This is a genomic window from Microbacterium aurantiacum, assembly GCF_040532595.1.
Lineage (GTDB): Bacteria > Actinomycetota > Actinomycetes > Actinomycetales > Microbacteriaceae > Microbacterium > Microbacterium chocolatum_B.
On record NZ_JBEVYX010000001.1, the window covers coordinates 2,220,745 to 2,239,379 of the forward strand.

Sequence of the window (18,635 nt, forward strand, 5' to 3'; positions counted from 1 at the left end):
CACGGTGCGTCCGCCCCTGTGCGGCGGGCCGGGCGCTTGTGCGTAACGGTTTTGTAAACACCCCGAGCAAAATGGCGCGAACGCTTGCGTCCACCATGTTCGTAAGGTCTACTAACAAACATGACCACGACCGAGGCCTCGCGCGGCGCCGTTCTCGACCCGACCGCCTCCTCCGGGGCCTTCGCGCCCGGCCGGACGCTTCGGCAGGGCCGCAAGGTGCTGCCCGAGCACGCCCGCGCCCACAACCGGGCGCTGCTCCTGCAGACGCTGTTCCACCAGGGCGCGATGAGCCGCGCCGACCTGTCGCGGGAGACCGGCCTCACTCGGGTCACCATCTCCGACCTCGTCGCCGAGCTGATGACGGACGGGTTCATCGCGGAGATCGGCACGCGCGAGGCGTCGGGGCCGGGGAAGCCCGCCATCCTGATCGACCTCGACCGCGACGGGCACCGGATCGTGGGCATCGACCTCTCCGGCAGCGACGTGATCATCGGCGCCGTCCTCACCTTCGACGGCGAGGTCGTCGCCCGCCGCGAAGTTCCCCTCCCTCCGCACGACACCGTCGTCCAGACCGTCGTGGCGCTCGCCCGGGATCTCGTCGCCGATGCGCACGCCCCGGTCCTCGGCGTCGGCGTGGGCACACCCGGCGTCGTGGACGACCGCGGCGTCATCCTCACCGCCCCGAACTTCGGCTGGGCGGGCTTCGACCTCGAGGGCGCCCTCCGCGAGGCGCTCGACCTGCCGGTCCTGGTGGCGAACGACGCGAACGCCGCCGTGCTGGCGGAGTACACCTTCGGCGAGGCCGCCGACGACGTCCTCCTGGTCAAGGTGGGTCGCGGTGTCGGATCGGGGCTCCTCGCCGCCGGGCAGCCGATGCGGGGGAGCCGATTCGCCGCCGGGGAGATCGGCCACGTGACCGTCGGCACCGACGGCGGACCGCAGTGCGTCTGCGGCAAGGTCGGCTGCCTCGAGGCCTGGCTGTCGGTGCCCTCGCTGACCGCGCGCCTGGCAGAGGCGACCTCCGATGAGCGCGACGGTGTCCTCCGCGACGCCGGTGAGCGCCTCGGGATCGCGCTGGCGCCCGTGGTCGGCGCGCTCGACGTGTCCGAGATCGTCCTGTCCGGCCCGGCCGAGCTCCTCGACGGGGTGCTCGCGATCCAGACGGCCGAGACGCTCCGTTCCCGCACGCTCGCACCGTTCCACGACCGCCTGCGGGTGCGCATGAGCGCCCAGGGCGAGGACATCGTCCTGCGGGGAGCGGCCGTGATGGTCCTCTCCGGCCAGCTCGGGGTGTCGTAGCGACTCCCCGCCCTCAGACCCCCCCGGATGGGTCACCCGACCCATCGTCACCACGAAAGAGAACACAGAGGAAGACACATGAACACCAAGCTCGGAGCCCTCGCGCTCGTCGGCGCTTCGGCTGTCGTGCTCGCCGGATGTGCCGGCGGCAGCGGCGCCGCCCCCAGCGAGCCGGAGACCGGCGACCTGACGGTGTGGCTCGTCGGCGCGGACACCCCGCAGACGGCCAGGGACTATCTGAAGGAGACCTTCGAGTCCGAGAACGAGGGATGGACCCTCACCATCGAGGAGAAGACCTGGGCCGACGTCTCGGACACCTACACCGCAGCGCTGAGCTCCAACGACGCCCCCGATGTCGTCGAGGTGGGCAACACCCAGGCGCTCGGCTTCGCCGATGCGGGCCTGTTCGCGGACCTGAGCGACATCGAGGGCGACCTCGGCAACGGCGCCGACGACCTCCTCCCCGGTCTCGTGGATGCCGGGACCTACGACGGGGCCCTGTACGCGGCGCCCTACTACGCGGGCGGTCGCATCGTCTTCTACAGCCCTGCGGTCGTCGGGGACGCGGTGCCGGAGACCCTCGAGGACTACGTCGCCGAGGGGATCGCGCTGACCACCGACACCGTGTCGGGCATCTACGCGCCCGGCAAGGACTGGTACAACGCGCTGCCCTACGTCTGGGCTTACGGCGGGGAGATCGCCGTCGCCGACGGCGACACCTGGGATGCGCAGCTCTCCAGCTCCGAGAGCGTGGCGGGCCTCGAGCTCCTGCAGTCGGTCTACACGGACGCGTCCGTCGCACCCGTGGACGGCAACGAGCGTCTCGGCAACATCGCGTTCTGCGCGGGCGAGGTCGGCTTCCTCTCCAGCCCCGCGTGGGCGGCCGGCAACATCACCGGCGACTGGCCCTGGGGCGACGAGGCTGCGGGTGAAGAGGTCTCCGAGGGGTGCCCCGACACATTCGGCAAGGACCTGGCCGCGTTCGCGCTGCCGGGCCTCGAGGCCGGCGAGACCGCGCCGATCTTCGCGGGGGGCTCGAACGTCGCCGTCGCCACGAAGAGCGACGCGCCGGCGAAGGCCAAGGCCGCGCTGACGATCATGCTGTCCGAGGGCTATCAGCAGCTCCTCGCCGAGCAGGGCCTGACCCCCGGCATCCTGTCGGCGGCGCAGTACCTGCCCGACACCCCGATCGCCACCGCGCAGGCCGAAGCGCTCGCGAACTCGAAGTCCACCCCGACCAGCCCGAAGTGGGCCGAGGTCGAGGCCGCGCAGATCATCCCCGATGCTCTGGTGAAGATCGCCCAGGGCGGTGACGTCACCCAGATCGCCACCGAGCTGGATGCCGCCATCGAGGCGATCCTCAACGGCTGAGTCGTCCCCCCGACGCGACGCGAGGGGTCCGGTCCACCGGATCGGACCCCTCCGTCTTCCCGGAAACCGGAGTGAACATGAGCGAGACGCTGACGCTCGCGCGGTCCCGTGAGCGGGCGCGCGGACGACGGGAGACCCGTGGGGCGCTGGTGCTCCTGGGTCCGTCCCTGATCATCCTCGGCGTGATGGTCGCCTACCCCGCCGTGCTGATGGTGATCCAGTCCTTCACCGACTACACCGTCCGCAACAAGGTGCAGGGCACGCTCCCCGCCTTCGTCGGTCTGGAGAACTACATCGCGCTGTTCTCGCAGTCCGACTTCCCCGCCGTGCTGATGCGGAGCCTCGGGCTCATGGTGGTCCTGACGGTGCTGATCATGCTGTTCGGCATCCTCGTCGCCGTCCTGATGACGCGGCTCGGGCGGGGATGGCGTATCACCGTGTCCGTCGGCCTGCTGCTGGCGTGGGCCATGCCGCCGCTGACGGCGACGGTGGTGTGGGGCTGGATCTTCGACACGCAGTACGGCGTCGTCAACTGGGCGCTGAACGCCCTCACCGGCACAACGGACTGGACGAACCACTCGTGGCTGCTGAACCCGTGGTCCTTCTTCTTCGTGCTGACGATCATCGTCGTCTGGCAGGGCGTCCCGTTCGTCGCCTTCACCACGTTCGCCGGACTCGGCCAGGTGCCCGCCGAAGTCCTGGAGGCGTCCTCCCTCGACGGCGCGACGGGGCTCGAGCGGTTCCGCCTCATCGTCTTCCCGTATCTGCGCAGCGTCCTCACCGTCGTGCTCGTCCTGCAGATCATCTGGAACCTCCGCATCTTCACTCAGGTGTACGCGCTGCAGAGCCGCGGCGGCATCGCCGCCGAGACCAACGTCCTCGGCACGTACCTGTTCCGCCAGGGTGTGGGGGAGTTCGGCGCGACGGCGGCCATCGGCGTGGTCATGGTCATCCTGCTGCTGACGCTGTCGTGGGGCTACGTCCGCACCACCCTCAAGGAGGAGGAGCTGTGAGCACGCAGATCAACGCCGCCAACCAGCTGGGCACACTCGGTGTCGAGGAGGTCCTCGGCGACGGGGGAGCGCCGCGCGCACCCCGGACCCGCTCGCTGCAGATCCGGCGTCCCGCGACGAGGAAGGTCCTCACCCGGACGCTGCTGAACATCGCCGCCGCGATCGTCTTCGCCTTCAGCGTGTTCCCCGTCTACTGGATGGTGAACATGTCGTTCACCCCGAACAACCAGATCGTCTCGCGCGACCCGAGCTTCTTCCCGTGGAGCTTCACGGTGCAGAACTACCTCACCGCGTGGAACCGCGAAGCCGCCCCCGGTCAGACCGACTTCCCGCACGCGCTCGGGACCACGGTCACCGTCACCGCCGGCGTCCTCGTCGCCACCCTGCTGTTCGCGTTCCTCGCCTCCGTCGCGGTGGCGCGCTTCCGCTTCCGCGGGCGCCGGGCCTTCATCGTGTCGGTGCTGGTGGTCCAGATGATCCCGGGTGAGGCGATGATGTTCACCATCTACGGGATGATCGACGACTGGCGCCTCATGAACACCCTCGTCGGCCTCGGCATCGTCTACGTCGCCGCGGTGATCCCGTTCACGATCTGGACCCTCCGCGGCTTCGTCGCCGGTGTCCCCGCCGACCTCGAGGAGGCCGCGATGATCGACGGCTGCACGAAATCGCAGGCGTTCTGGCGCGTCACCTTCCCGCTTCTGGCCCCCGGGCTCGTCGCCACCGGCATCTTCGCGTTCATCCAGGCCTGGAACGAGTTCACCATGGCGCTGCTGCTCATGCGCGGGTACAACCTGACCCTGATGCCGTGGCTGAACGCCTTCCAGTCCTCGTCGGTCGGCGGAGCGGTGAACTGGGGCGCCGTCATGGCCGGGTCCACCCTCATCGCCCTGCCGGTCATCATCTTCTTCCTCATCGTGCAGGGACGGATGACCGGGGGTCTGGTCTCGGGGGCGGTGAAGGGATGATCGACATCTCCGGCCTCCGCATCGGACTCGATGTCGGGGGCACCAAGACCGACGCCGTGCTCGTGGACGACGGCGGAGTCGTTATCGCCCGTCGCCGCGAGGCGACGGGGTGGGGTCCCGACGCCGTCGTGCAGACCATCCTCCGCGTCGTGCGCGCGCTCACGACGGAGGCGGGCATCGCGCCGCGCGCCCTGCGGTCCATCGGGATCGGGATGCCGGGACAGGTCGAGCCGGGCACCGGACGCATCCGCCACGCGGTGAACCTCGGGGTGGCGCACCTGGACCTGCGCGCGCAGGTGGGGGTCGTCCTCGGCGTCCCGGTCCGGGCGGAGAACGACGTCCGCGCCGCCGCCTTCGGCGCGCAGGCGCTCCGCGCGCCGCTGCGGCCGAGCGCCGCACCGGCATCCCTGGCGTACCTGAACCTCGGCACCGGGGTGGCGGCGGGTCTCGTGGTCGACGGCGAGCTCTGGCGCGGCGCGAACGGCGCCGCGGGGGAGATCGGCCACATCTCGGTCGACCCCGCGGGCCCGCTCTGCCGGTGCGGACAGCGCGGCTGCATCGAAGCGCTCGCCGGCGGCGGTGCGATCGCGGCGCGCTGGGGGCGGGCCTGCGCGCTCCCCGTCCTCGACGTCTTCGATGCCGCCGACGCCGGCGATCCCGAGGCCCTGGCGCTCCGCCGCGGTCTCGCGCACGGCGTATCCGCTGCGGTGCGCGTCCTCGTCCTCACCGCGGACGCGGACACGGTCGTGCTCGGCGGGGGCCTCACCGCGCTGGGGGAGCGGTTGCGCAGCGACGTCGTCGCAGCGCTCGACGACAGCGCCACGGCATCCGCGTTCCTCCGGTCGCTGCACCTCGCCGAGCGGCTGGAACTCCTCCCCGCGGACTCTCCCGCGGCCGCTCTCGGCGCGGCGCTCGTCGGCGCGAACGGAGAGCCCGAGCGTGGGCGGCGGGAGGAGCTGGTCCGTGGCTGAGGTCGTGATCGTCGACGCGCCGGAGACCGCCGGAGCGCTGGTCGCCGACGAGATCGTGCGCCGGGTCCGCGAAGACCCCGAGACGGTGCTGGGGCTGGCGACCGGATCCACGCCCCTGCCGGTGTATCGCGCGCTGGCCGCGCGCCGGGAGGGGGTGGACCTGTCGCGCGTGCGCGGGTTCGCGCTCGACGAGTACGTCGGCCTCGATCCCGCGCACCCCGAGAGCTATCGCTCGGTGATCGACCGCGAGGTCGTCGTGCCGCTGGGGCTGGATGCGGGCCGCGTCCACGTGCCCGACGGGCACCCCGCCCGCATTCGAGGCGCGGGAGAGGCCTACGAGCGGGCGATCCGCGGTGCGGGCGGTGTGGCCCTGCAGATCCTGGGGATCGGAACCGACGGGCACATCGGATTCAACGAGCCGGGGTCGTCGTTCGCGTCGCTCACCCGGGTCAAGACGCTGACGGCGCAGACCCGGAGAGACAACGCGCGCTTCTTCGCCGCGGGGGAGGAGGTGCCGCGGCATTGCATCACCCAGGGGCTCGGCACCATCCTGCGGGCCGGGCACCTGGTGCTCCTGGCGTTCGGCGAAGGGAAGGCCGCCGCGGTCGCCGCCGCCGTCGAGGGTCCGCTCACCGCGTGGGTCCCCGCGTCCGCGATCCAGCTGCATCCACGAGCGACGGTGATCGTCGATGAGGCCGCGGCGCGAGACCTGCGGGGTGCGGCGTACTACCGCGAGGCGTGGGCGCACAAGCCGGACTGGCAGGGCATCTGACCGGCGCCGGTCGTCAGGCGGGGAAGACCTTCCCCGGATTGAGGATGCCGGCGGGATCGAAGACCGCGGTGATGTCCCGCTGCAGCCGCCACTGATCCTCGCCGAGCTCGTCGGCGAGCCATCGCCGTTTCAGCACGCCGACGCCGTGCTCGCCGGTGAGGGTGCCGCCGAGACGGAGGGCGGCGCGGAAGAGCGCGTCCGCCGCCTCCCAGATCTCGGCGGGCACCTCCACGACGCCGTCGAGCCCGGGGGCGGCGTGGAAGATGAAGTTGGGGTGCAGGTTGCCGTCACCCGCGTGGGCGACCGTCGGGATCCGCAGGCCCCGCTCGCGTTCGATGCGGGCGATCTCATCGAACATCGCCGGAAGGGCGCTCCGCGGCACGCAGACGTCCTCGATCAGCGTGGTGCCGAGGCGCTCCATCGCCGGATGCAGCGACCGCCGGACCGCCAGGAGCCGTTCTCCCTCCGCCGCGTCCGCGGCGACGACGACGGTCCCCCCGGCCGCGCGCAGGACGTCCGCGATCGCCCGCGCCTCCTCGTCTGCCGCCGGGCCGTCGGTCTGCACCGTGAGCTGCGAAGCCCCCGGGGTCGGCGCGGGGAGGGCGAGGAGATCGTGGACGGCGCCCAGCGCCGCGGCATCCATCAGCTCCATGACGGCCGGCTGGATGCCGGCTGCGGTGACCGCCGCCGACGCGCGTGCGGCGTCGCCCACGCGGGCGAACGTCGCGGCGAGGGTGCGCACCTCGCCCGGCACACGACGGCGCAGCTTCAGGGTCGCGCCGACGATGACGCCGAGCGTCCCCTCCGAGCCGATCAGGAGCGACGTGAGGTCCAGCCCCGTGACCCCCTTCACCGTGCCGCGTCCGAGGTGCAGCAGTCGTCCGTCGGCGAGGACGACGTCGACCCCGAGCACCGCGTCGCGGACGACGCCGTACTTGGCGCAGAGGAGCCCGCCCGCGCCGGTGGCGATGTTGCCGCCGACGGTCGAGATCGCCCGACTCGCGGGGTCGGGCGCCCACCAGAGTCCGTGCGGGGCGAGCGCGGCGTTGAGGTCCGCGTTGATGATGCCCGGCTCCACGATCGCGACGAGGTCGTCGGGCCGCACCTCGAGGATCCGGTTCATGCGCCGCACCGAGAGGGCGATCTCGCCCTCTCCCGCGTTGGCGCCGCCCGCGAGCCCGGTGCCGGCGCCCCGCGTGACGACAGGGGTGGCGGTGGCGGAGGCGATGCGCAGGGTCTCCTGCACGTCCCCGACGCTCTCGGCGTGAACGACGGCGAGCGCGCTGCCTCGGGCGGCGTGCCCGGACTTGTCCGCACGCGCGGCATCGAGTGCGGCGGGGTCGGTGTCGACACGGTCGCCCAGAGCCGCCCGGAGGAGGTCGACGACGTCCGAGGAACCGGCGGACCGGACGTCGGGGGTGCTCATGCCAGGCGGCGGCGTCCGGAGATCACGCCCACGGTGACCGCGATGACCGCGAAGATGACGCCGACCCAGGGCTGCTCCATGCCCCACCATGCCACGGTCGCGGAGGCGTAGACGAGCAGCTCGACGAAGCCGCGGACGAAGGGGTGCACCGGCACGACCGCGCGGGGCGAGACGAAGAGCGCCCAGACGAGGATCGCCGCGACCGGCGCGCCGATGCCGACGACGATGTTCCACGGGAGCGGCCACATCGCGAAGCCCCAGATCGCCAGGGTGACGAAGGCGAACAGCTCGCACGCGAAGGCGAGGAGGTCGACCGCCGAGAGGGGTGCTCGGGTGCCGGCGGGAAGCTCGCCCGGCGCGGAAGCGGCGGCAGGTGCAGGGGCGGGGGTCGCAGCGGCGGCCGAGGGCGCGGTGGCGGGGACCGGTGCGGCGGCGCTGTCTGCGGCGCCGGGGACCGGGGGGCGTGCGGCGTCCGACATGCCTTCCAGTCTACGGCGCGATGTCCCGCTCGATCCCGGCCGCGGCATCGGCGACACCGGCGGTCCACACCCGCCGCACCCGGAGGTCGGCGTCCAGCAGCACCGCGTCGGCCGCCGAGCCGACGTCGAGGTGACCGAGGTCGTCCCGACCGACCGTGCGGGCCGGTGTCGCGGTGAGCGCGGTCACCGCCGCCGGGAGGGCGACTCCCGCGGCGACGACGCGGCGGAGGGCGGCGTCCTGCGTCAGCGTCGAGCCGGCGATCGTGTCGGTGCCGTGGAGGCGCGCGACCCCGCCCCGGACGTCGACCGCGAGCGCGCCGAGCGTGTAAGAGCCGTCGCGTGAGCCGGCAGCGGCCATCGCGTCGGTGATCAGCGCGATGCGGTCGGGGGCGGTGGCGAAGAGCATCGCGACGACGTCGGGATGCACGTGCACGCCGTCCGCGATGACCTCCAGCACGACCCGGTCGTCGCGGAGGGCGGCGACCACCGGACCGGGGTGACGGTGGTGGATGCCCCGCATCGCGTTGAAGGCATGGGTGAGCACGCGCGCCCCGGCGTCGAAGGCTCGTGCGGCGGTTTCGGCGTCGGCATCGGTGTGCCCGACGGCCACGGTCACGCCGGCGCCCCGCAGCCGCGCGATCGCGGCATCCGCTCCGGGGAGCTCCGGGGCGAGGGTGACCTGCCGGATCGTGCCCGCCCCGGCGCGCAGGAGGTCCTCCACGGCGGCGGGTGCGGGCGCGCGCAGGAGATCGGGGTCGTGCGCTCCGTGGTGGCCCGGATCCAGGAACGGCCCCTCCAGGTGGGAGCCGAGGATGGTGTCGTCCTCGGCGGCGAGGCGGGCGATCATCGCGAGTCGTGCGAGGAGGTCCGCCGGGCCCGCGGTCACGAGCGAGACGACGGCGCGGGTCGTGCCGTGGCGGCGATGGAACGCCCGGCCCCGTCGGACGGCATCCATCCCGTCATCGAACGCGGAACCGCCGCCGCCGTGCCCGTGGATGTCGATGAATCCCGGGGTGAGCACGCCGCCGTCGCCGTCGACGACGGTCCCGTCGACCTCCGCCGGCGGCCGGCCCGTGCCGCGGGCGGAGACGCGTCCGTCCGTGAAGCGCACCCACGCGTCCTCGACGATCACGCCGCGGTCGACCAGGCGGACGTCCCGGACGAGAGTGCTCACGGTCGCAGGCCCCGGGTCTCGTCGCCCTCGTCGGCCGAGGCGTCGTCCAGCGTCGCTGCGTCGTAGGCGATGCCCGCGGCGTCCCACAGGGGGCGCAGTGCCCGCACCCGCGCACGGAACGAATCCCACGTGCGGTCGGGATGGACGCCCGTGGCCGGCGACCAGGCCGCCTCCGCGGCGGCGGCGAGGCGCGGGAAGGCGAGGGCGTCGATGTCGGCGAGGGTGCGCACCGTCTCCGTCCACAGCGGCGCCTCGACGCCGAGGACGTCCGCCTCGTTCAGTCCGGGGACCACATCCGCCGGCTCCCACGCGTAGGCGCGCGCGAGGCTCGTCGCGCCGTCGGCCCACGTGAGTCCGAGAGCGGCGTCGTCGCGCGGCTTCATGTCGAGGTAGACGGCGTCGGCGGGGGAGAGGATCACTCCGCCGCGCGGAGCGAAGGCGCGCGCGAGGTCGTCGGCGCCGTCCCGGGGGCGGACGAACCCCCAGTACTGGCCGACGGTGTCGGGATGCAGGTCGGACGCCGCGCCGGCCTCGTGCCAGGCGACGGGGATCTTCCCGAGGTCGGCGATGAGCGTGCTCGCGCGAGCCACGAAGGCGGCGTACTCCACCGGGTCGGTGCCGAGCGCCTCATCGCCGCCGAAGTGCAGGTACGGACCCGGGGTGAGTCCGGCGAGCTCGCCGAAGACGTCCGCGAGGAAGTCGTCGGTGGCGCGATCGTCGATGCGCAGCGACGAGAACCCGACAGCCAGCCCCGTGTAGGGCTCTCCGGCGCGGGGGAGACCGCCGCCGAAGGCGGTGACGGTCTCGCGCACGTCGTCGGAGATGACCGGATCCGCGGCGAGCTCCGGGTAGGCGACGCCGACGGCATGGGTGTGGCCGGGCACGTCGATCTCGGGGACGATGACGATGTGGCGGTCGGCCGCGGCCGCGATGATCGTGCGGTAGTCCTCGCGCGAGTAGAACCCGCCCGCGTCGCCGCCGACGGCGCTCGCCGACGCGCGCGCGGTGAGTGCCGGTCGTTCCCGCAGCGCGAGTCGCCAGCCCTGGTCGTCGCTGAGGTGGAGATGGAGGTGGTTGAGCTTGAGCGACGCGGCGCGATCGAGGACGGCGACGACCGTGTCGACCGGGAAGAAGTGGCGGGCGACGTCGAGCATCATGCCGCGGTAGGCGAACCGCGGTGCGTCGTCGATCTCTGCGGCGGGCAGCACCCAGCCCGCGGCATCCGCGCGGAGCAGCTGCTCGAGGGTCCGGACCGCGTAGAACGCCCCCGCCGCGTCGTGCGCGCGCACGCGCACCCCGCCGTCGTCCATCGACAGGCGATAGCCCTCGGGAACGCCGTCCGCGGTGATTTCGATCCGGATGCCGGGACGCCCGGCGCCGGAGCCTGCCGCGGGGAGGTCGAGCCCGGTGCGTCGCGCGATGCACGCCACCACGTCCGCGACCGACCGCGCGTCACCGAGAACGGGCGTATCGGGGTGGAGGCGGAAGGGCGCACCCTCGGTCTCGGCGACCGCGCGCGGGACCGGAACCAGCTCGAGGTTCATGTAAGGCACCCTAACAAAAACCCTGGGCCCGCGGCATCCGTTATGCTCGTGGCGTCGCGACTGGCGTTGAGGTGGGTACCCACCGGGGAGCGACCGACACGGCATCGACCGCACGCCTGGGCCGGGCCTCGACCGCCGTCGCCTCGCGACGGCCCTCGACACACGCCCACCGTCGTCAGGAGTTCGCCATGACCGATCCGTCCTTCACCGCCCCCCTCTCCGAGGTCGATCCCGAGATCGCCGCCGTCCTCGACCGGGAGCTCGCCCGGCAGCAGGGCTTCCTCGAGATGATCGCCTCCGAGAACTTCGTGCCCGTCTCGGTGCTGCAGTCGCAGGGATCCGTGCTCACGAACAAGTACGCCGAGGGGTACCCCGGGCGTCGCTACTACGGCGGCTGCGAAGAGGTCGACGTCGCCGAGGAGCTCGCGATCGAGCGCGCGAAGTCGCTCTTCGGCGCCGCGTTCGCCAACGTCCAGCCGCACTCGGGCGCCACGGCCAACGCCGCGGTGCTGCACGCCCTCGCCCGTCCGGGCGACACGCTGCTCGGGCTGTCGCTCGATCACGGCGGTCACCTCACGCACGGCATGAAGATCAACTTCTCCGGCCGCCTCTACGACATCGTCGCCTACGGGGTGGATGCCGAGACCTCGCTGATCGACATGGACGAGGTCCGCCGCCTGGCGCGCGAGCACCGCCCCAAGGTCATCGTGGCCGGCTGGTCGGCCTACCCGCGTCAGCTCGACTTCGCCGCCTTCCGCGAGATCGCCGACGAGGTCGGCGCGTACCTGTGGGTCGACATGGCCCACTTCGCCGGGCTCGTCGCCGCCGGGGTCCACCCGTCGCCCGTGCCGCACGCGCACGTGGTCTCCTCGACCGTGCACAAGACCATCGGCGGACCCCGGTCGGGGATCATCCTCACCAACGACGCCGACCTCGCCAAGAAGCTGAACACCGCCGTCTTCCCCGGTCAGCAGGGTGGACCGCTCATGCACGTCATCGCGGCCAAGGCCACGGCGTTCAAGCTCGCCGCGCAGCCGGCGTTCCGCGACCGCCAGGAGCGCACGCTCCGCGGCGCGAAGCTGCTCGCCGAGCGCCTCACCCAACCGGACGTCGCCGCCGCGGGCATCTCGGTCCGCTCGGGCGGCACCGACGTGCACCTGGTGCTGGTCGACCTCCGCGAGGCCGCGATCGACGGCAAGCAGGCCGAAGACCTCCTGCACGACATCCGGATCACCGTCAACCGCAACGCGGTGCCGAACGACCCGCGGCCGCCGATGGTGACCTCGGGCCTGCGCATCGGCACGCCGGCGCTCGCCACCCGCGGGTTCGGCGACGCGGAGTTCGCCGAGGTGGCCGACATCATCGCCCAGGCCCTCCTCCCGGACGCCGACGTCGAGGCGCTCCGCGCGCGCGTCGCGGTGCTCACCGACGCCTTCCCGCTGTACCCGGGCCTGCAGCAGTGACCGCGACGATCCTGGACGGGAAGGCCGCAGCCGCGGCCATCAAGGCCGAGCTGACCGAGCGGGTCGCGGCACTGCGCGCGCAGGGGGTGGTCCCCGGCATCGCCACGGTGCTCGTCGGGGCAGATCCCGCGTCGCAGCTGTACGTGGGGATGAAGCACCGCCAGTCCGAGGCGATCGGCATGAACTCCATCCAGCGCGAGCTTCCCGCCGACGCCACCCAGGCCGAGGTCGAGGCGGTGATCGACGAGCTGAACGCCGACCCGACGTGCCACGGCTACATCGTGCAGCTGCCGCTGCCGAAGCACCTCGACACCGATGCGATCCTCGAGCGCATCGATCCGGCGAAGGACGCCGACGGCCTGCATCCGACCAACCTCGGCCGGCTCGTGCTGAACGTCAACGCGCCGATCACGACGCCGCTGCCGTGCACGCCGCGGGGCGTCATCGAGCTCCTCGTCCGCAACGGCTACGACCTCGACGGCGCGCACGTCGTCGTCGTCGGGCGGGGCGTGACGATCGGCCGCTCGATCGGGCTCCTCCTCACCCGCCGCGAGTACAACGCGACGGTCACCCTCGTGCACACCGGGACGAAGGATGCCGGGCAGTACCTCCGCCAGGCGGACGTCATCGTCGCAGCGGCCGGAGTGAAGCACCTCATCACCGCCGCGGACGTGAAGCCGGGAGCCGCCGTGCTCGACGTCGGCGTCACGCGTGAGGACGACCCGGAGACGGGGAAGGCGAAGGTCTTCGGCGACGTCGCCCCCGACGTCGCCGAGGTCGCGGGCTTCGTCTCGCCCAACCCCGGCGGGGTGGGGCCGATGACCGTCGCGCTCCTCATGACCAACGTCGTCGAGGCCGCCGAGCGCGCGGTGGCGACCTCGGCCTGATCGGGCCGCCCGCCTCACCGGGGCGCTAGCGTGGTGCCGTGGACGACGCGGCCAGGCGGCGCGCGATCGATCAGGCTCTGCTGCCGATGGTCGCGTCCATCGGCGCGTGGGGCGTCATCGACGCGCACTGGCTCCCGGCGCCGGACGGCGCGCCCGTGGTGTGGCTGCGGACCCGCACCGAGATCGAGCGGGTCGCGCTCGAGGCGCAGGCGTGGGTGCTCCCTCAGGTTCGGATCATCCTCACCCGGTTGAGCGTGGATTACGCCAGCGTCGCCGCGACGACGGTGCAGGTGACCTCGCTCGAGAGGCAGGACCGCCTGTTCGGCGAGGGCGATCTCAGGCGGTGAAGCGGGAGAGGAAGGCGCGCGTGCGCGCCTCGCGCGGCGCGCGGAAGACGTCCGCGGGCGGCCCCTGCTCGACGATCGTGCCGGCGTCCAGGAACACCACGCGGTGCGCGACATCGCGCGCGAACGCCATCTCGTGCGTCGCCATGAGGATCGTCGTGCCCTCGGCGGCGAGCTGGCGCACGAGCTCCAGCACTTCGCCCACCAGCTCCGGGTCGAGCGCCGAGGTGATCTCGTCGAGGAGCAGCACCTCCGGGTCGGTCGCGATGGCGCGGACGATCGCGGCGCGCTGCTGCTGTCCGCCGGAGAGCCGGTCGGGGTGGTCTCGCGCTTTGTCGGCGAGTCCGACCCGCTCGAGCAGGGTGAGAGCGCGCGCCTCGGCATCGCGTTTGCCGACGCGGTGCACGACGCGCGTGGCGAGGGTGACGTTGTCGAGCACCGACAGGTGCGGGAAGAGGTTGTAGCTCTGGAACACCGCCCCGAGGCGCGCCCGGATGCGGTTGGCGTTCACGCGGGGATCCGAGATGTCCTCGTCGCCGAGGAAGATCTGCCCGTCGTCGATCGGCTCGAGGAGGTTGAGGCAGCGAAGGAGCGTGGACTTTCCCGAGCCGGAGGCGCCGATGAGCGCGACCACCTCGTGCGCCGCCAGCTCCACGTCGACGCCCCGGAGCACCTCGCGCTCGCCGAAGGACTTCCAGACGCCCGCGGCGCGCAGGACCGTGCTCATACGATCGCCCCGCTCTGCTCGCGGGCGCGCAGCTTCGCGGCGTACCAGTCGGTGAGGCGGATCGTGGGGATCGCCAGGAGGATGAACAGGATGCCGGCCACCACGTACGGCGTGAAGTTGTACGTCTGCGACGATGCGATGCGCGCGGCGAGCACCGCGTCGGTGATGCCGAGGATGGAGATGAGGCCGACGTCCTTCTGCATCGCGACGAAGTCGTTCATGAGCGGCGGGGTGATCTTCCGCAGCGCCTGCGGCAGCACGACGCGGCGCAGGGTCTGCGTGTACCCGAGCCCGAGCGCGCGGGCGGCGAGTCGCTGCGACGGGTGCACGGCTTCGATACCCGCCCGGATGACCTCCGCGACGTACGCCGAGTAGGTCAGCGTCACGGCGAGCGTGCCGAGGAAGATCAGGTTGATCCGCTCGTTCAGGAGGGTCGGGATGCCGAACCCCACGAGGTAGAGCACGATGATGAACGGCAGCCCGCGGAAGATGTCGGTGTACGCCGCCGCGAGGGCGCGCAGCGGCAGGAAGACCGGACCCGGGAGGGTGCGCATCACGGCGATCGTGACCGCGACGACCGACACCGTCACGAGAGACCAGCCCAGCACCTGCAGGTTGAGCAGGAATCCCTCCCACACCTCGGGGAGGGAGTCCAGGGCGATCTCGACGTTGAAGAACGACTGCTGGACGGCGGCCCACCCGGGGGTGTTCACGACCGTCAGCCAGACGATGCCCGCGAAGGCCAGCGACGAGGCGATCGCCACCAGGACCGACCGCTGGGACTGCCGTGCCCGGAAGGCCCGTCGTTCGAGCTCGAGAGCGCTGGGGGTGTGCGTCACTGCAACAGTGTGACGCCCTGGCCCGCGCCGAGCCACTCGTCGGTGATCTCGGCGAGCGTGCCGTTCTCCCGCAGCGTGTCGATGGCCGCGGACACCCGGTCGGTCAGCGGCGAGTCCTTGCCGAGGACGACGCCCCACTCGTCGGCCACGCCGCCGGCGGGGAGCTCCCCGACGATGAACGAGTCGTCGATGTAGATCGCGGTCGCGAGGTAGGCCGTCGGCAGATCGATCACGAACGCGTCGAACTGGCCGGCGTTGAAGGCGGCGACGGCGTCCTCGTTCGACCCGTAGAGGAGCGGGTCGACGTTCGGCTGGATGACGTCCTCGATCGTCTGCGCACTCGTGGAACCCGCCATCGCGCCGAGGGTCAGGTCCTTGAGGCCGTCGATCGAGTCGACGCCGTCGGCGGCGCCGCCGTTGATGCCCACGACGGCCTGGCTCGCGGAGTAGTAGGGCGAGGAGAAGTCCACGGCCTGCTTGCGCTCATCGGTGATCGTGTACTGCTGGATGTTGAAGTCGAAGTTCTTCGGACCCGGGGCGATCGCCGCCTCGAAGCTCGTCCGCACCCACTCGACATCCTCGGGGGCGAATCCGAGCTCGTCCGCGATCGCGTAGGCGATCGCGGCCTCGAACCCCTCGCCCGAGGCCGGGTCGTCGTCGACCACGTAGGGCTCGTACGCGATCTCACCGGTGGCGATGGTGAGCTTCCCCGGGGTGAGGTACCCCTCATCGGCGGCGGGCGTCTCGCCGGCGCCTGCGCCGGCATCCGTTCCGCCGGCGCAGCCGGTCAGGGCGAGGGCGGTGAGCGCGACACCCGCCAGGGCGGCGGACAGGGAGCGACGACGGTGCATGGGGGCCTCCAGATCGGGGTGGGCGGGCCGTGCTGTCGGCGCCGAGCCCACCCTCCATCTTCCCTGTCCCGCGGGCATCCGGTGCACGCGCGAGACGCTCTGTTACAGGTTCTTCACACGTCGGAGGGTCAGTTGATCTGCGTCAGGGTGTTCAGATCGTCGTCGGGGAGCGCGTCTGCGACCGCCGTGACCGTCATGTCCACCAGGTCCGCGCGGCCCGAGACCACGGTCAGGAACGCCGTGTCGGCGGCATCCCGTCCGGTCGCGATGCGCACGAGCGTCGAGCGCGGTGCGAGGGTCGTCGCATCCACGACGTGCCAGCCGCCCTCGACCCACGCTTCGGCCACGGCGTGGAAATCCATCGGATGCAGGCCCGGGGCGTAGACGGACACGAGGCGTGCCGGCACATTGAGGGCGCGCAGCAGCGCCACGGTCAAGTGCGCGTAGTCGCGACAGACGCCCTGGCGGCCGAGGAGGGTGCGGACCGCGCCGTCGGTCGGGAGGCTCGAGCCGCTGACGTACGCGAGGCGCGTGCCGACCCACGACGAGACGGCGGCGAGGAGCTCGGCGGGGTCGGTGATCGCACCGAACTCGGCGAACGCGGTCGGCGCGAGCGCATCGGACTCGGCGTACCGGCTGGGCCGGCGGTAGGTGATGAGGTCGGTCGCGGTCGCGACGGTGCCCGACGCGAGCCCCTCCAGGGAGGCGTCGTACGAGGCGACGAGCCGCCCGGCGGGACTCGCGACGGTGAACAGCCGCGTGCCGTGGGCGTCGGGGATCCGCTCGAACGCCACGGGCTCGCCGTCGACCGTGAACGACACGTGCTCGGTGACGGGGGTGTGGTGGCCGCTGACCGCCGTGGAGAAGACCAGCTCCGCCGGCTCCGTGACGTCCAGCTCGATCCGGCTCGCGACATCTCTCTTCATGCCCGCCAGCATGGCACGTCCGGGTCCGGCGACGTCAGGGCTGGGGGACGAACCGGGCCGCGAGGGCCTCCGACCCGCGCGCGAGGAGGGTCACATCGGCGCCGACGAGGACGAAGGTCGCTCCGGCGGAGAGATATCCGTCGGCGACGTCGGGGTCGAACGCATTCACCCCGACGGGCTTTCCCGCTGCCCGCACCGCGTCGAAGGTCCGCAGGACCGCGGTGCGGACGTCCGGATGCGTCTGCTGGCCGAGGAGACCCATCGACGCGGCGAGGTCGGACGGTCCGACGAAGACGCCGTCCACGCCGTCGACGGCGGCGATCTCGGCCGCGGCCTCCACGCCCTCTCGCGTCTCGATCTGCACGACGAGCGACACGTGGCCGTCGGCGTCGTCGAGGTATCCGTCCACCCGGTTCCACCGGGCGGACCGGGCGAGGGCCGACCCCACACCGCGCACGCCGCGCGGGGGATAGCGGACCGCGGACACCGCCCGCTCGGCATCCGTCACCGAGGAGATCATCGGCACCAGGATGTTCTGCGCGCCGAGGTCGAGCACCTGCTTGATGGTCACGACGTCGCCGACCGGCACCCGCACCACCGGGGTGATCGGGTACGCCGCGACCGCCTGCAGCTGCGCGAGAACGGAGTCCAGGCTGTGCGGGGAGTGCTCCGTGTCGATGAGCGTCCAGTCCAGGCCCGCACCGGCGCAGATCTCGGCGACCAGCGGCGAGCCGGAGCAGACCCAGATGCCCGCGAGGGGGCGGGATGCCGCGGCCAGGGTCTCACGGAAGGTCGGGGTCAGACGAAACGGCATTCGATCACTCCCAGGGGGCCGTAGTCGCACCGGACGGCGTCGCCCGGCTCCACCCACATCGGGCGGGTGAAGGAGCCGGCGAGGATGATCTCTCCGGCTTCCAGGCGGGCGTCGTGCTGGTGCAGCTTGTTCGCGAGCCACGCCACGCCCCGCGCGGGATGGCCCAGGACGCCGGCGGCGACCCCGGTCTCCTCGATCTCGCCGTTGCGGCTGAGGACGCCGGGCACCCAGGGCAGATCGACCTCCCCGGGCCGGACGCGCGCGTCCCCGAGCACCATCGCGCCGTAGGCGGCGTTGTCGCTGATCGTGTCGACGATCGTCCGTCCCGCCAACTCGATGTGGGAGTTGAGGACCTCCAGCGCGGGGACGACCGAATCGACGGCGGCGAGAGCTTCGGCGAGCGTGCAGTCCGGGCCCTCGAGGGGACGGCCGAGCACGAACGCGAGTTCGACCTCGATGCGGACGTTCGAGAAGCGCTCGACGGGGATCTCGTCGCCCGAGCGGTAGACGGTGTCGTCGAACATCACGCCGTAGTCCGGTTCGGTGATCCCCGTCGCCTGCTGCATCGCCCGGGAGGTGAGCCCGATCTTCCGGCCCACGAGCCGGCGCCCGTCGGCGATCATGCGGTCGCGCCACACCCCCTGGATGGCGTAGGAGTCCTCGACCGTCGCGTCCGGGTGCCGCGCCGTGATCCGGGGGATGAGCGTGCGCGTGCGATCGGCCTCGGCGAGCTCGTCGGCGAGTCGGGCGATGGTCTCCGGAGGCAG

The 18,635-nt window shown here is 72.3% G+C and carries 19 protein-coding genes and 1 riboswitch; of the genes, 9 read left to right on the top strand and 10 right to left on the bottom strand.

All coding sequences use genetic code 11. The features are described 5' to 3' along the window. Nucleotides 1–120 precede the first annotated feature (120 nt). The 6 genes from ABXJ56_RS10420 (at nt 121) to ABXJ56_RS10445 (ending at nt 6,394) form a co-directional block, all read left to right on the top strand. A complete protein-coding gene (locus tag ABXJ56_RS10420) occupies nt 121–1,299 on the top strand; it encodes an ROK family transcriptional regulator (protein ID WP_353999598.1) in 1,179 nt (392 codons plus the stop codon). 78 nt (nt 1,300–1,377) lie between these two features. Continuing rightward, complete coding sequence (locus ABXJ56_RS10425) at nt 1,378–2,670, top strand: extracellular solute-binding protein (protein WP_353999599.1); 1,293 nt, start codon at nt 1,378–1,380, stop codon at nt 2,668–2,670. Between the two features lie 77 nt (nt 2,671–2,747). After that, entirely contained in the window at nt 2,748–3,683 is a 936-nt protein-coding gene (locus ABXJ56_RS10430; protein WP_353999600.1) for a carbohydrate ABC transporter permease, read from the top strand. Then, a complete protein-coding gene (locus tag ABXJ56_RS10435; protein ID WP_353999601.1) occupies nt 3,680–4,651 on the top strand; it encodes a carbohydrate ABC transporter permease in 972 nt (323 codons plus the stop codon). The genes ABXJ56_RS10430 and ABXJ56_RS10435 overlap by 4 nt, the downstream gene beginning before the upstream one ends. Continuing rightward, nucleotides 4,648–5,622 carry an ROK family protein gene (locus ABXJ56_RS10440; RefSeq protein ID WP_353999602.1) on the top strand — a complete coding sequence of 325 codons (975 nt, stop codon included), beginning with the start codon at nt 4,648–4,650 and terminating at the stop codon, nt 5,620–5,622. The genes ABXJ56_RS10435 and ABXJ56_RS10440 overlap by 4 nt, the downstream gene beginning before the upstream one ends. Beyond that, on the top strand, nt 5,615–6,394 hold the full coding sequence (locus ABXJ56_RS10445) for a glucosamine-6-phosphate deaminase (protein ID WP_353999603.1): 780 nt from the start codon (nt 5,615–5,617) through the stop codon (nt 6,392–6,394). The genes ABXJ56_RS10440 and ABXJ56_RS10445 overlap by 8 nt, the downstream gene beginning before the upstream one ends. A 13-nt stretch (nt 6,395–6,407) precedes the next feature. Here ABXJ56_RS10445 and ABXJ56_RS10450 read toward each other — a convergent pair whose 3' ends face one another. The 4 genes from ABXJ56_RS10450 to ABXJ56_RS10465 are packed head-to-tail and all read right to left on the bottom strand — an operon-like array spanning nt 6,408 to nt 11,017. Beyond that, nucleotides 6,408–7,820, bottom strand: coding sequence for an FAD-binding oxidoreductase (locus ABXJ56_RS10450; protein ID WP_353999604.1), 1,413 nt, complete (start codon nt 7,818–7,820; stop codon nt 6,408–6,410). Further along, nucleotides 7,817–8,299, bottom strand: coding sequence for a YrdB family protein (locus tag ABXJ56_RS10455; RefSeq protein ID WP_353999605.1), 483 nt, complete (start codon nt 8,297–8,299; stop codon nt 7,817–7,819). Before ABXJ56_RS10455 ends, ABXJ56_RS10450 begins: the two co-directional genes overlap by 4 nt. A 10-nt stretch (nt 8,300–8,309) precedes the next feature. Beyond that, nucleotides 8,310–9,473 carry an N-acetylglucosamine-6-phosphate deacetylase gene (nagA, locus tag ABXJ56_RS10460; RefSeq protein ID WP_353999606.1) on the bottom strand — a complete coding sequence of 388 codons (1,164 nt, stop codon included), beginning with the start codon at nt 9,471–9,473 and terminating at the stop codon, nt 8,310–8,312. Further along, a complete protein-coding gene (locus tag ABXJ56_RS10465; RefSeq protein WP_353999607.1) occupies nt 9,470–11,017 on the bottom strand; it encodes a family 20 glycosylhydrolase in 1,548 nt (515 codons plus the stop codon). Before ABXJ56_RS10465 ends, nagA begins: the two co-directional genes overlap by 4 nt. A 46-nt stretch (nt 11,018–11,063) precedes the next feature. After that, a riboswitch (ZMP/ZTP riboswitch) is annotated at nt 11,064–11,146 on the top strand. A gap of 59 nt (nt 11,147–11,205) precedes the next feature. Between ABXJ56_RS10465 and glyA the strand changes: the two genes are divergently transcribed. Genes glyA through ABXJ56_RS10480 form a run of 3 tightly spaced genes read left to right on the top strand, consistent with a single transcriptional unit; the run spans nt 11,206 to nt 13,714 of the window. After that, nucleotides 11,206–12,480, top strand: coding sequence for a serine hydroxymethyltransferase (gene glyA, locus ABXJ56_RS10470; RefSeq protein ID WP_353999608.1), 1,275 nt, complete (start codon nt 11,206–11,208; stop codon nt 12,478–12,480). Further along, complete coding sequence (locus ABXJ56_RS10475; protein ID WP_353999609.1) at nt 12,477–13,367, top strand: bifunctional methylenetetrahydrofolate dehydrogenase/methenyltetrahydrofolate cyclohydrolase; 891 nt, start codon at nt 12,477–12,479, stop codon at nt 13,365–13,367. Before glyA ends, ABXJ56_RS10475 begins: the two co-directional genes overlap by 4 nt. 38 nt (nt 13,368–13,405) lie before the next feature. Then, nucleotides 13,406–13,714, top strand: coding sequence for a hypothetical protein (locus ABXJ56_RS10480; RefSeq protein WP_353999610.1), 309 nt, complete (start codon nt 13,406–13,408; stop codon nt 13,712–13,714). On the opposite strand, the gene ABXJ56_RS10485 is transcribed toward ABXJ56_RS10480, so the two are convergent. The 6 genes from ABXJ56_RS10485 to ABXJ56_RS10510 all read right to left on the bottom strand — a co-directional run bounded on the left by ABXJ56_RS10485 (nt 13,704) and on the right by ABXJ56_RS10510 (nt 18,635). Further along, nucleotides 13,704–14,438, bottom strand: coding sequence for an amino acid ABC transporter ATP-binding protein (locus ABXJ56_RS10485; protein ID WP_353999611.1), 735 nt, complete (start codon nt 14,436–14,438; stop codon nt 13,704–13,706). The genes ABXJ56_RS10480 and ABXJ56_RS10485 overlap by 11 nt on opposite strands. Then, a complete protein-coding gene (locus ABXJ56_RS10490; RefSeq protein WP_353999612.1) occupies nt 14,435–15,277 on the bottom strand; it encodes an amino acid ABC transporter permease in 843 nt (280 codons plus the stop codon). Before ABXJ56_RS10490 ends, ABXJ56_RS10485 begins: the two co-directional genes overlap by 4 nt. Then, the gene (locus ABXJ56_RS10495) at nt 15,274–16,128 is read right to left on the bottom strand and encodes an ABC transporter substrate-binding protein (RefSeq protein WP_353999613.1); all 855 of its coding nucleotides are present in this window, start codon (nt 16,126–16,128) and stop codon (nt 15,274–15,276) included. The genes ABXJ56_RS10490 and ABXJ56_RS10495 overlap by 4 nt, the downstream gene beginning before the upstream one ends. A gap of 128 nt (nt 16,129–16,256) precedes the next feature. Further along, nucleotides 16,257–17,054, bottom strand: a complete 798-nt coding sequence (locus ABXJ56_RS10500) for a transglutaminase-like domain-containing protein (RefSeq protein ID WP_353999614.1) — start codon at nt 17,052–17,054, stop codon at nt 16,257–16,259. A 34-nt stretch (nt 17,055–17,088) separates the two neighbouring features. Continuing rightward, nucleotides 17,089–17,868 carry an HpcH/HpaI aldolase/citrate lyase family protein gene (locus ABXJ56_RS10505; RefSeq protein WP_353999615.1) on the bottom strand — a complete coding sequence of 260 codons (780 nt, stop codon included), beginning with the start codon at nt 17,866–17,868 and terminating at the stop codon, nt 17,089–17,091. Beyond that, entirely contained in the window at nt 17,853–18,635 is a 783-nt protein-coding gene (locus tag ABXJ56_RS10510) for a 2-keto-4-pentenoate hydratase (protein WP_354000003.1), read from the bottom strand. Before ABXJ56_RS10510 ends, ABXJ56_RS10505 begins: the two co-directional genes overlap by 16 nt.

Coding starts and splice junctions, on each gene's coding strand:
- ABXJ56_RS10420 (WP_353999598.1), top strand. CDS start 121: ATGACCACGACCGAGGCCTCGCGCGGCGCCGTTCTCGACCCGACCGCC.
- ABXJ56_RS10485 (WP_353999611.1), bottom strand. CDS start 14,438: ATGAGCACGGTCCTGCGCGCCGCGGGCGTCTGGAAGTCCTTCGGCGAG.
- glyA (WP_353999608.1), top strand. CDS start 11,206: ATGACCGATCCGTCCTTCACCGCCCCCCTCTCCGAGGTCGATCCCGAG.
- ABXJ56_RS10440 (WP_353999602.1), top strand. CDS start 4,648: ATGATCGACATCTCCGGCCTCCGCATCGGACTCGATGTCGGGGGCACC.
- ABXJ56_RS10495 (WP_353999613.1), bottom strand. CDS start 16,128: ATGCACCGTCGTCGCTCCCTGTCCGCCGCCCTGGCGGGTGTCGCGCTC.
- ABXJ56_RS10450 (WP_353999604.1), bottom strand. CDS start 7,820: ATGAGCACCCCCGACGTCCGGTCCGCCGGTTCCTCGGACGTCGTCGAC.
- ABXJ56_RS10500 (WP_353999614.1), bottom strand. CDS start 17,054: ATGAAGAGAGATGTCGCGAGCCGGATCGAGCTGGACGTCACGGAGCCG.
- ABXJ56_RS10465 (WP_353999607.1), bottom strand. CDS start 11,017: ATGAACCTCGAGCTGGTTCCGGTCCCGCGCGCGGTCGCCGAGACCGAG.
- ABXJ56_RS10505 (WP_353999615.1), bottom strand. CDS start 17,868: ATGCCGTTTCGTCTGACCCCGACCTTCCGTGAGACCCTGGCCGCGGCA.
- ABXJ56_RS10425 (WP_353999599.1), top strand. CDS start 1,378: ATGAACACCAAGCTCGGAGCCCTCGCGCTCGTCGGCGCTTCGGCTGTC.
- ABXJ56_RS10430 (WP_353999600.1), top strand. CDS start 2,748: ATGAGCGAGACGCTGACGCTCGCGCGGTCCCGTGAGCGGGCGCGCGGA.
- ABXJ56_RS10455 (WP_353999605.1), bottom strand. CDS start 8,299: ATGTCGGACGCCGCACGCCCCCCGGTCCCCGGCGCCGCAGACAGCGCC.